This is a genomic window from Eubacterium sp. BIOML-A2 (assembly GCF_009680135.1).
Taxonomy (GTDB): Bacteria; Bacillota; Clostridia; order Lachnospirales; family Lachnospiraceae; genus Faecalicatena; species Faecalicatena contortus_B.
On the sequence record NZ_WKZK01000061.1, the window covers coordinates 21,078 to 31,756 of the forward strand.

Sequence of the window (10,679 nt, forward strand, 5' to 3'; positions counted from 1 at the left end):
CCTCTCTATCTGCTTCTGTTTATCAGAGACTCCAGCAGTTGTGCGAGATACTTGTCCGGAGCCCCCAGGCCTTCCATCTGCTGAAGCGCCTCGCGGGAAAGCTTGTCAACCAGTGCTTTTGCACCGTCGATGCCCTTCCATGTCACATAGGTCGTCTTTTCGTTTTTTTCATCGCTGTGGATCGGCTTGCCCAGCTCTTCTGCTGAACCCGTCACATCCAGTATATCATCCTGTATCTGGAAAGCCAGCCCCACCTTAGCCGCAATCTCCTCCACTGCTTTCACCTGATCCGAGGCCGCACCGGCCAGTACTGCCCCTATGGTCATAGAAGCTTCGATCAGCGCACCTGTCTTCAGCTGATAGATAAAGTCCAGTTTTTCACCCGAAATCATCTTTCCCGTGGATGTCACATCTACCACCTGACCGCCGATCATCCCATATATCCCGGCCTTTCCCGCCAGGATCTGCAATGCCTTCCCAATCCGCAGGCTCTCCTGCGGTTCCACGTCAAAAGCCCTGGCCGCAGTCTCAAAGGCGCAGTTCAGCAGGGCATCCCCAACCAGGATTCCCATGTCTTCTCCATAAACCACATGCGTCGTCTTTCTGCCACGGCGGTAATCATCATTATCCATAGCAGGCAGGTCATCGTGTACCAGCGAATAGGTATGAATCATCTCAATAGCTGCCATAAACGGCTCAATGATTCTGCCCTTTCCTCCGAACAGGCAGTATGTCTCCTGCATCAGCATCGGACGGAGACGCTTGCCGCCGCCCATAAGGGCGTATTCCATCGCCTCCATAATGACTGCCTGATAGCCCGTCCGCTCGGGAAGGTATGCGATGAGTATCGCTTCAATTGCTTTTACCTTAGCCTGATAAGTTTCACTAAAATTCATGGGCATCTCCATCCTCATCCAGAATCTGTACTTTTTTCTCTACGGTATCTATCGTCTCATTACATTGCTTGAGCATGTTCATCCCCTTCTGGTAAAGCTGAAAAGACTCTTCCAGGGTAATCTCCTCTCCTTCCAGTCTGGCAACCACTTCGTCCAGGCCTTCAAAAAGCTCTTCCAGAGAAGGCTGTTTTTCTTCTTTTTTACTCTTCTTTTCTGCCATCTGGTTCCTCCTCGATTTCCCGGACTTCCGCCTGCACACTTCCGTCCGTCATATAAACTTTGATTTTGTCACCGGGCTTCACCTGGCGGACCGATTTGATATTGGCGCCCGTCGCGCCCGCCACATAGGAATATCCCTGATTCAGTTTGGCCAGCGGAGAGAGGCCTTTCATCTGCTCCACATAGATCGCAAACCGATGTCGTCTATTCTCCAGGCAGGCCTCCATCAAAAGACGGAGCCTTTGCTCCAGATCCGCGGCTCTCTGACGCTTTTCCAGCAGCTTCTGGCGGGGATGTGCAAGCTTCAGCTTCATGGCCGCCTGCCTGCTCTTTACGCGTTCCTGGGTTATTCTCTGCATCATGGATCTTCTGAGCCTTGCCTCATACTCCCTCATGGCGCCGGCCGTACCCAGGTACTCATAAACGGCAAGTTCCGCCGCTGCAGACGGCGTCGGTGCGCGCAGATCTGACACATAGTCTATAATTGTCGTATCCGTCTCGTGTCCCACCGCCGAAATCACCGGCACACGGCAGTTAAATACAGCCCGGGCCACCTCCTCTTCATTGAACGCCCACAGATCCTCTATAGACCCGCCCCCGCGTCCCACAATCATGACGTCAACGCCCTTCTTCTCCAGCATCTCTATGCCGCGGATAATACTAGCCGCCGCGCCTTCCCCCTGCACCTGGGCAGGATAAAGGATCAGCTGTACATAAGGATTCCGGCGGGATGCTATGTTGATAATATCCCGAACCGCCGCTCCTGTTGGAGCCGTCACAATCCCAACCGTCTTCACATAGGCCGGGATGGGCTGCTTATACTCCTGGGCAAACATGCCCATCTCCTGCAGCTCTCTCTTCAATGCTTCAAACTTTTCATAGAGAAGCCCCGCCCCGTCCAGAATAATCTCTTTTGCATAGAGCTGGTATTTGCCGTCTCTTTCATACACACTGACGGATCCCAGCACGATCACCTGCTGGCCTTCCCGCATACGAAAAGAAAGCCCTGACCGTGAGCCTGCGAACATAACACAGGCCATCGTGCCGGACTCATCTTTCAAAGAAAAATATATATGCCCTGAAGTATGATATTTACAATTGGAAACCTCACCCTTCACGTAGATTCTGTTCAGCATGAAGTCCTGGGTAAACATATTTTTGATATACGCATTTACCTGCTTTACCGTGTAGACATTACGCATGTCCAGCCTCCTGGTCTGTCAGTTTTGCAAGTACTCCGTTTACAAAAGAGGGGCCCTCTTCCCCGCTGAATCTCTTCGCCAGCTCGACGGCCTCGTTGATCGCAACGCCTTCGGGTACATCCGCGTCCCATTTCATCTCATAGACCGCAAGACGCAGGATCGTCAGATCTACCTTGCTCATTCTTGTAGTCTTCCACCCCGTGGTCTTCTCATTCAATTCTATATCAATCTCCGGTACTTTTTTTACAATTGCTTCAAACTTATCCTTTATGTATTTTTTATCTTCTTCTGCAGCACTCGGCAAATTTTCAAAGTATAGTGTCAGATGTTCCAGCATATCTTCCATTTCATTAAATTCTATCTGAAACAGCATCTTAAAGATATGCTCCCTAAGTTCTCTTCTTACCATGTTGGCTCCTTTCCATTGGCATTCCCAGACTCCATGTTTTCCCATAAAGAAAAGGATGCCTTGCGACATCCTTTATTATACTACACATCTGCTATTCTTTGCAACGAAAAGGTTATTCCTGGTTCTCCATATCCACGCCTGCAACCTTGATGTTCACGTCGGCCACTTCCAGGCCGGTCATGTTCTCAACCGCATTCTTGACCTTTTCCTGCACCTTAGTGGAAATCTCCATGATGCTGTAGTTATATTTCAGGTTCAGTGCCAGAGAAACCGTAACTACGCCTTCCAGCACGTCCACCTTTACACCCTTGGACAGATTCTTCATTCCCAGCTTGCTGACCAGCTCGTTGGTGATATTACCCGCCATAGACGCCACGCCTTCCACCTCTGTAGCCGCAAGCGCCGCGATAATAGCGACCACTTCATCTGCAATCTTGACTTCTCCCATGCTGGAATCGTTCTGTATTGTATAAGTATTTCTTTCGTCCTTTGCCATCGTAAAAACCTCCTGTTGGTTTAATCTCTTAAAACATTATAACAAATATCCCCCTGTTTGCAAAGGGAAATATCAGGAACGCCCAAATTCGGAGAGCTTCAGGTCTTTGTTTCTGTCAAGGGTCATGCGGATACTCCATTCGTGCACAAAAAGCAGCAGCGGCCTGTCCTTTAAATCTTTGATCTTCTTCATATCGGAGGTGCCGACCAGCCTGTCCATATCCACCTCTTCATTTTCAATCCACCGGATGTGTTCGTAAGGCAGATTTTCCAGTCTGATCTCCACTTTGTATTCATTCTCCAGGCGGTATTTCAGGACGTCAAACTGCAGAACACCGACTACACCCACGATAATCTCTTCCATTCCGGTATTGAATTCCTGGAAAATCTGGATGGCGCCTTCCTGGGCGATCTGGTTGATCCCTTTTACAAACTGCTTCCTTTTCATCGTATCCACCTGGCGCACTCTTGCAAAATGTTCGGGTGCGAACGTCGGGATGCCCTCATAAGCAAACTTTTCTTTGGAGGTAGTCAGCGTATCGCCGATGGAAAATATGCCCGGATCAAATACGCCTATGATATCTCCGCCATAGGCTTTCTCGATCATCTTCCGCTCGCTGGCCATCATCTGCTGCGGCTGGGACAGGCGCACATCCTTTCCCCCCTGGATATGGCAGACGGACATGCCTGCCTCGAATTCACCGGAGCAGATCCGCATAAAGGCGATCCGGTCCCTGTGTGCCTTATTCATATTTGCCTGTATCTTGAATACAAAAGCTGAAAAGTCTTCCTCCTTCATCGGGTCGATCTCCCCATGGTCAGACATTCTCGGCAGCGGAGAACTGGTCATCCTTAAGAAATGCTTCAGAAATGTCTCTACTCCAAAATTAGTTAGGGCAGAGCCGAAGAAAACCGGTGAAAGTTCGCCTTTGCTGACCAGCTCCTGGTCAAATTCCGCTGCAGCGCCGTCCAGGAGCTCGATCTCCTCCTCCAGCGTAACCTTCGCCTCTGTCCCGAGTATCCAGTCCAGTTCCGGATTGTTTGCTTCAATCTTTTTGACTTCCCCCACGGTTGTTCCCTTATGTGTATCAGAAAATAATTCCACTTCCTGCTTCTGTCTGTCATATACACCTTTAAATGCTTTTCCCGAACCAATCGGCCAGTTCACGGGGCACGTTGCAATCCCCAGTTCCTTCTCAATATCATCCAGCAGGTCAAATGTATCCTTTGCTTCTCTGTCCATCTTATTGATGAACGTAAAAATCGGGATATGCCTCATAACGCAGACCTTGAAAAGCTTCCGCGTCTGGGCCTCCACACCCTTGGAAGCATCAATCACCATCACCGCAGAGTCCGCGGCCATCAATGTCCGGTAGGTATCTTCAGAGAAGTCCTGATGTCCCGGAGTATCCAGGATATTGATGCAGTATCCCCCGTAATTAAACTGAAGGACTGAAGAAGTAACCGAGATACCTCTCTCCTTCTCAATCTCCATCCAGTCTGACACCGCATGCTTCGCCGTTGCTTTCCCCTTGACGGAACCAGCCTGGTTAATCGCCCCGCCGTACAGCAGGAACTTCTCAGTCAGTGTCGTCTTACCCGCATCAGGGTGGGAAATAATCGCGAAGGTCCTTCTCTTTTTTATTTCATTTGTAATCTCTGACATATCTGTAATCTCCTGTTTTCGTCTCTTTTATGTAAGCTGATCTTTTTCGGATGTATTTGTTACAATTAAGCACATTAAATAAGTTTACCATAATAAGGTATCACCTGCAATTGTTTACTGGAAATATTCTTCCCACATTTCCAGATTTATACTGCCTGTTTCAAAAATTATTATACGCAACAGGCAGCATATGTATCTGCGCATGGTACACTTACTCTCCTTCTGCTGTTCCGCCCTCATGGATCGGCGTAATTACAATATTTTCAGGTGCAATATCGGTCTTTCTCGTAACGATATCTTCTATCTGGGCACGGTTTGCATCTGTCAGCTCTGCGCTGTCCACCACGATATCCGCGGAATCTGCCGTAAGGCTTACAACTGCCTCTGAAAATCCTTTGGAAGCCATCAGTGTTTCCACAGTCACCTCCTGCTCAGACAGTTCCGTCATCTTTACCATCTGTGCCACTGCATCCTGTTTCTCTTCGTCGCTGATGTTGGTGTTGTCAATGATTGCCTGCAGCGTTTCTTTATTCTGAGCGCGCACCTGTTCCCTGGCTACTTTTGCCTGTGCAACCGTGGTGTCTGCTCCGCTGTTTGTCAGCACGGCCTCTCCGGGCGTCCCTTCTATTTCGGAATCATTGCTTGCAATGTCGCCGGAGCCTGTTTCCAGGTCTTCCTCCGAAATATCCAGCAGCTCCTTGTTTGCCAGTTCTGCATTTGCCTCTGTCGTACCTTTGTCTGACTGTCCAAACAGCCGTCCTGAGTAATTCAGGTATCCGGCGATGGCAATCATAACTGCCAGTGTGGTAATGATGATCTGATTTTTCTTAAATAAACGCTTCACTTGGAATCCTCCTTTTATGTATCAGTCCTTTTCATTATTTTTATTTTATGCGCCTCTACACCGAATAATGCCTGGATTGCCTCAGTTATATTCTGCACTACAACCGCATTGTCTCCCCCCTCCGCTACTACGAGCACTCCGGCTATTTCCGGAGTCAGTTCCTTGCTCACATAGGGTGACTGGGAACCGTCCGATCCCTGCTCATAAATGCTCGTCTTATCCGTTGTCCTCTCTTCCACGCTTCGGGTTCCCCCGGAACTGTCTTCCTCATCCGAATTCTGGCTGCTGCTCTGCTGGTCCTTCTCCACGATCTTCTGACCGGAAGATTTCAGCGTAATCATCACTTCTGCCTTTCCAACACCCTGTACGTATTCCAGCGCTCTTGCAACCCGCTTTTCAAGGTACTGTTCGTATTCCTCATCTGTATTCACATAGGAGGCCGTACTGCCCTCCCCGCTGTCCCTGCTCTCATCCGACGCGCTTCCTTTCTTTTTATTGGATGTAGGAATTGCGATCACTACCAGAAGAATCCCGACCAGAAGAAGGATCAGCAGCTGGTTTTTCTGTGGAAGCATTTTCTTACCCTTTATTTTGCCCAGGATATCTTTCCATTTATTCTCCAACCTGTATCTCCTCCACTTCTATTCCCTTTTTGGTATTCTCCGCCTTTTGTTCCTCCTGCCCGTATTCTTCCGGGAGAAAATCCAGGATATCCAGGCCTTCAAAATAATCTTTCTGTTTTTCTATTTCTTCCTTTTCCATCTCGTATTCCTGGCTGTGGTACAGATCATAAAACCTGTTTTCTATTCCCGTCAGCTTCAATATCGGCGTCAGCATCAGCAGGATCATCACCATCCCGGAAAAAAACTGCACATATTTCTTATACCCTTTCCCCGGTATGATCTGCAGCACCGCGGTAACGATCACCAGATAGAAAGCAAGGTTCTGTATCCACTCATATATAAAGTCAAACATCCTCTCTCCTTTATCCGGCTTAAGCGCAGTCCTTTATTTTATGATGTACTGGCAGTAACAACTGCTATGGTCAGCAGAAACAAAAGCCCCGTAGAAAATACGACCTTCATCAGAAGTTCATACCCCTGGCTGACACTGCTGATGCAGCCGGTAATCCGTTTATCCGACACCGGCTGGACCAGTGCGGCGGTCAGTTTGTACATCAGGGTCATCAGCGCCATCTGTACAATCGGTATGGCACAGATGGCGATCATAACCGCGGCTCCCGCCATTCCGATCCCGTTTTTGATCAGCACGGCCGTTCCCAGCACGACATCCGTTACCCCTCCGATTGCGTTGCCGATTCCGGGTATGGCCTCGGCAGTCTTTGTCAGTGCGCTGCGCTTCAAAGCGTCAATGGCCGGAGCCAGCATCCCCTGGATTACATTGATTCCAATCACGCAGGTTACCAGCGTTTTTAAGATCCAAGTCACCATCTTGCTCAGAAGCTCCGCAAACTGCGACAGATACTCCTCCCCTGCCAGGTAGTTCAGCACCTGCACCATAATATAGATATTTATGACGGGGAGCAAAAATCTTAGAATCAGCACCTCCACCACATAGATTAGAAATAGCACAATGTTATAAAAAATCAGCGAGCTGCTGCTTCCCGAGGCGATGGCGACTGCCAGAAAATAACTGGGGCACAGCACCCGCATAAAATCCAGAAGCGTCTCCAGATGCCCTTCGATGCCGCTCATGGCAATCCGGAAGGCATTCAGGCACATGGTAATCAGCAGTATGTATAATACGTAAAAGCTGATTTCCGACACCTGCCTGTTCTGAAACGCATTTGAAAAATTAGTGAAAATTGCGGCAATTACTGCAATCAGCAGCATATATGCCAGATTCTGGCGGTTATACCTGAATTCATAGGCAAACTGATCCGATATAAACTCCATAATCAGTTCTCCTGCATTTTTTCCGTCTCCTTCAATCAGAGAGGTAACCAGGCTCTTAAAATCCATTTTTTCTTCCGGAAATATTTTCTGCAGGCTGTTGTCAATCTCTGAAAAATCAAACTCCGAGAACAATTTGCTCTCGGCGCCGCTTTCCACGGCATCATAATCTACCGTATCCTCCGCTGCATATACCGTCATACAGCCTTTCCCAGCCCCTGCCAGGCCGCAAAGAAGTACTGATATCAAGAACCCCAGGGCACCCAGCCATATCCTTTGCCCCCTTTTCATGCCAGAAACTCCCGGATTGTCTCCAGCAGGGCGAGCAATACCGGCATTCCGAGGGCCAGTATGGTCAGCTTGCTGAAGATCTCGATCTGAACCGCAATGGTCTGATATCCGGCATCTTTGCAGACGCTTGAGGAAAATTCGGCTATATAGGTGATACCGATCATTTTCAGCATAGTTGCGATATAGCTGGTATCTATCTTGATATACTGATTGACCTGTTCCACCGTCCTTACAAACAGTTCAAGCCTGTCTACAATACAGGCGAAAATAAGGATACTGATGGCCACACTCATATAGATTCCATATTCCGATTTGCCGCTTTTAAACTGAATCGACAGCAGTGCGCCTATTACGCCGATAATTCCGATCTGAATCATGCTCACATATAAGCTCCCCTTTCCTATACACTGCCGCTGTTACAGAGAAAACAATTGTTTAATGGATGTAAACAAATCGTATATGTATGGCAGTACCCATGACAGTACCAGTATCAGCCCCGCAAAGCTTGTAAGAAATGCCTGTTCATCCCGCCCGCTGTGCTTGAGCACCTGGCTCAGAATAGAGACCAGTATTCCGACAGCCGCAATTTTAAATATCAGATTTATGGTCATGGAATCCTCCCGTGAGTTATATTAGTATGACAACCAGAAAAATTCCTCCCATCACGCCAAGACAGTTCCCGATCCTTTTCTTTGCTGCCATCCCTTCTCTTACTTTTTCGATTTCCAGCTCCAGCCTGTTCAGGTAAAGCTGCATGGTCCTGCTGGATGTGTCCCCGTCCAGCTGTCCCAGAAATGTTCCCAGTTCTTTCAGCTGTATAGAATGAACGCTCTTGAGATGAAGTTCACTCAGGTTACGGTCTACGGACCGGTTCCATATTTTTGCAAACTCATCCTCCTCGCGCTCTTCTACCTGCCGCTCCATCACACGCAGCCATTTACGGTAAGGCTCTTTTACTCTTACCGCTACTCTTCCGAATATTTCCCCCAGCGGTGCATTGGAGTACTCCAGTTCTCCTTTGAGCATATAAACGATATGCCGGATATAGAGGAGTTTTTCCAGATACCGCTGGAGCTCTGTTCCGTAGGCGATCCCCGCCCCCGTTGTTGCCCCTAAGATCAGCAGGCATCCTATAAATCTCTGCATAGCAGGCTCCCCCGTTCGTCATATACTTCCCGCACCTCCCCGGGCCTTTTCTCATTGCCGAGTATGATATAGCGCTCAAACCTGCGTTCCCTGATCATCCTGCCAAGCACCGGCTTATCCGCCGCCTCAGCCATTGACAGGCCGTGTACGCTGGCAATCATTTTACACCCGCACTGCATGGCATACTCGATAGCATGTACATCCTCCGGAGAACCGATTTCATCTACCGCAATCACCTGGGGGGCCATGGAGCGGATCAGCATAATCATCCCCTCCGCCTTCGGACAACAGTCCAGCACATCCGTGCGCATACCCAGCTGGTTCTGGGCGACTCCCAGATAGCAGCCCCCGATCTCTGAACGTTCATCCACAACACCCACCGTACAGCCCTTCACGTACCTGTTTCCGTCCGATATCTGCCGGATCAGATCCCGTATCAGCGTCGTTTTCCCACAGCAGGGCGGTGAAATCACCAGAGTATGGCATACCTGGCGGTTCTTCGTAATATAGGGCAGGACCTTGTCCGCACACCCCAGAATCTCATGGGACATTCTTATGTTTACAGAAGAAATATACTGCAGATTCTTCACTTTATTGCCTTCCAGTATTGCCTTTCCCATCACCCCCACGCGATGCCCTCCTTCAATTGTAATAAATCCCTGTCTCATCTCATGTTCATATGCATACAGTGAATAGTGGCTGATATATTCCAGCGTCTCACGTATCTCCTCCTTGGTGATCAGGTACCCCGCAGGCTCTCCCGAAGGAAGCAGCCTTTCCTCATTGTCATAAACCAGAATAAGAGGCTTACCAATCCGCATCCGGATCTCCTGTACCTTTTCAAAATCCAGCCCTTCCGCCTCAACGGCAGACCGGACCGGTTTCGCAAGCACCTGCAGGACCTGCTGTTTTCTGTTGGCTGTATTCATCTTGTCCACCTCTTTAAACAATATATGTCCCCATCTCAAATTTATGACTTGAAAATCTGGAGTTGAGTGGCAGGGGGGTCGCAGATGCAGGCACACATGGGGCGGAAAGACTGTGTTTGCGGGTAAGGGGGAGTAAAGGGAAAAAACAGAAAAACCGGAACAACCTGCACACATCACGTCAAATCCTGATGGATTTCACGCGCTGGGTACAGGAAAATGCGTGATTCGGAATCACGCATTTTGTCCCGGTTTTTCTGTTTTTTCCCTTAACTCCCCCTAACCCGCATCCAGAAGCCTTTCCGCCCCATGTGTGCCTGCATCTGCTTGTGTACTCAAATCAGATGGGTTTCTGAACGGGAATGGCTGGGGAGCGTGTCCGACTTATAGGAACGCTTTTTTTGTTGTGTCTTGATAATTTTCCTTTCCTAACCAAAAGCTGCCTAACACTGATACAAATGTCCGCTTCAACCAGGCCACATCCGCCTCTCCCGCCAGAGAGCTACCATGTAGAGGATCATTTAACGCCATGATGCGAGCAGCCTTCCCGGATACACCTGACAGTTTCCGGGGGCTTCTAAGTGCGCGGCTGGAAGTACTAACGGTAAAAAAGCAGAAGCGTATAGCCCGGCGGCATTCACTGAGAAATCATCAAGATTTCTCAGTGAATGC

14 protein-coding genes are annotated in these 10,679 nt (G+C 49.0%); all 14 read right to left on the reverse strand.

Annotation, left to right across the window (positions count from 1 at the left end):
- Window positions 1-5: 5 nt before the first annotated feature.
- Window positions 6-896, reverse strand: a complete 891-nt coding sequence (locus GKG43_RS18600; RefSeq protein ID WP_055151190.1) for a polyprenyl synthetase family protein — start codon at window positions 894-896, stop codon at window positions 6-8.
- On the reverse strand, window positions 886-1,116 hold the full coding sequence (xseB, locus tag GKG43_RS18605; protein ID WP_050642403.1) for an exodeoxyribonuclease VII small subunit: 231 nt from the start codon (window positions 1,114-1,116) through the stop codon (window positions 886-888). The genes GKG43_RS18600 and xseB overlap by 11 nt, the downstream gene beginning before the upstream one ends.
- On the reverse strand, window positions 1,097-2,317 hold the full coding sequence (xseA, locus tag GKG43_RS18610; RefSeq protein ID WP_050642404.1) for an exodeoxyribonuclease VII large subunit: 1,221 nt from the start codon (window positions 2,315-2,317) through the stop codon (window positions 1,097-1,099). The genes xseB and xseA overlap by 20 nt, the downstream gene beginning before the upstream one ends.
- Window positions 2,310-2,726: a transcription antitermination factor NusB gene (gene nusB, locus GKG43_RS18615; RefSeq protein WP_129879623.1), complete on the reverse strand. Its 417-nt coding sequence runs from the start codon at window positions 2,724-2,726 to the stop codon at window positions 2,310-2,312. The genes xseA and nusB overlap by 8 nt, the downstream gene beginning before the upstream one ends.
- Window positions 2,727-2,838: 112 nt before the next feature.
- Window positions 2,839-3,222, reverse strand: coding sequence for an Asp23/Gls24 family envelope stress response protein (locus tag GKG43_RS18620; RefSeq protein ID WP_050642406.1), 384 nt, complete (start codon window positions 3,220-3,222; stop codon window positions 2,839-2,841).
- Between the two features lie 72 nt (window positions 3,223-3,294).
- Window positions 3,295-4,887 carry a peptide chain release factor 3 gene (locus GKG43_RS18625; protein WP_129879625.1) on the reverse strand — a complete coding sequence of 531 codons (1,593 nt, stop codon included), beginning with the start codon at window positions 4,885-4,887 and terminating at the stop codon, window positions 3,295-3,297.
- 211 nt (window positions 4,888-5,098) lie between these two features.
- Window positions 5,099-5,731 (reverse strand): SpoIIIAH-like family protein, encoded by a 633-nt coding sequence (locus GKG43_RS18630; RefSeq protein ID WP_129879627.1) that lies wholly within the window; start codon window positions 5,729-5,731, stop codon window positions 5,099-5,101.
- Window positions 5,732-5,745: 14 nt separating this feature from the next.
- Entirely contained in the window at window positions 5,746-6,354 is a 609-nt protein-coding gene (locus tag GKG43_RS18635; RefSeq protein ID WP_050642409.1) for a stage III sporulation protein AG, read from the reverse strand.
- Window positions 6,344-6,706, reverse strand: a complete 363-nt coding sequence (locus GKG43_RS18640) for a stage III sporulation protein AF (protein ID WP_050642410.1) — start codon at window positions 6,704-6,706, stop codon at window positions 6,344-6,346. Before GKG43_RS18640 ends, GKG43_RS18635 begins: the two co-directional genes overlap by 11 nt.
- A gap of 38 nt (window positions 6,707-6,744) precedes the next feature.
- Complete coding sequence (locus tag GKG43_RS18645; RefSeq protein ID WP_050642411.1) at window positions 6,745-7,935, reverse strand: stage III sporulation protein AE; 1,191 nt, start codon at window positions 7,933-7,935, stop codon at window positions 6,745-6,747.
- On the reverse strand, window positions 7,932-8,312 hold the full coding sequence (locus GKG43_RS18650) for a SpoIIIAC/SpoIIIAD family protein (RefSeq protein ID WP_153917573.1): 381 nt from the start codon (window positions 8,310-8,312) through the stop codon (window positions 7,932-7,934). The genes GKG43_RS18645 and GKG43_RS18650 overlap by 4 nt, the downstream gene beginning before the upstream one ends.
- Window positions 8,313-8,351: 39 nt before the next feature.
- A complete protein-coding gene (spoIIIAC, locus tag GKG43_RS18655) occupies window positions 8,352-8,546 on the reverse strand; it encodes a stage III sporulation protein AC (protein WP_009005678.1) in 195 nt (64 codons plus the stop codon).
- A gap of 16 nt (window positions 8,547-8,562) precedes the next feature.
- Window positions 8,563-9,081 carry a stage III sporulation protein AB gene (locus tag GKG43_RS18660; protein WP_025657587.1) on the reverse strand — a complete coding sequence of 173 codons (519 nt, stop codon included), beginning with the start codon at window positions 9,079-9,081 and terminating at the stop codon, window positions 8,563-8,565.
- Entirely contained in the window at window positions 9,066-10,010 is a 945-nt protein-coding gene (gene spoIIIAA, locus GKG43_RS18665) for a stage III sporulation protein AA (RefSeq protein ID WP_050642412.1), read from the reverse strand. Before spoIIIAA ends, GKG43_RS18660 begins: the two co-directional genes overlap by 16 nt.
- Window positions 10,011-10,679: the final 669 nt, after the last annotated feature.

Coding starts and splice junctions, on each gene's coding strand:
- spoIIIAA (WP_050642412.1), bottom strand. CDS start 10,010: ATGAATACAGCCAACAGAAAACAGCAGGTCCTGCAGGTGCTTGCGAAA.
- GKG43_RS18600 (WP_055151190.1), bottom strand. CDS start 896: ATGAATTTTAGTGAAACTTATCAGGCTAAGGTAAAAGCAATTGAAGCG.
- GKG43_RS18660 (WP_025657587.1), bottom strand. CDS start 9,081: ATGCAGAGATTTATAGGATGCCTGCTGATCTTAGGGGCAACAACGGGG.
- GKG43_RS18650 (WP_153917573.1), bottom strand. CDS start 8,312: ATGATTCAGATCGGAATTATCGGCGTAATAGGCGCACTGCTGTCGATT.
- nusB (WP_129879623.1), bottom strand. CDS start 2,726: ATGGTAAGAAGAGAACTTAGGGAGCATATCTTTAAGATGCTGTTTCAG.
- xseA (WP_050642404.1), bottom strand. CDS start 2,317: ATGCGTAATGTCTACACGGTAAAGCAGGTAAATGCGTATATCAAAAAT.
- GKG43_RS18640 (WP_050642410.1), bottom strand. CDS start 6,706: ATGTTTGACTTTATATATGAGTGGATACAGAACCTTGCTTTCTATCTG.
- GKG43_RS18625 (WP_129879625.1), bottom strand. CDS start 4,887: ATGTCAGAGATTACAAATGAAATAAAAAAGAGAAGGACCTTCGCGATT.
- GKG43_RS18620 (WP_050642406.1), bottom strand. CDS start 3,222: ATGGCAAAGGACGAAAGAAATACTTATACAATACAGAACGATTCCAGC.
- GKG43_RS18645 (WP_050642411.1), bottom strand. CDS start 7,935: ATGAAAAGGGGGCAAAGGATATGGCTGGGTGCCCTGGGGTTCTTGATA.
- spoIIIAC (WP_009005678.1), bottom strand. CDS start 8,546: ATGACCATAAATCTGATATTTAAAATTGCGGCTGTCGGAATACTGGTC.
- xseB (WP_050642403.1), bottom strand. CDS start 1,116: ATGGCAGAAAAGAAGAGTAAAAAAGAAGAAAAACAGCCTTCTCTGGAA.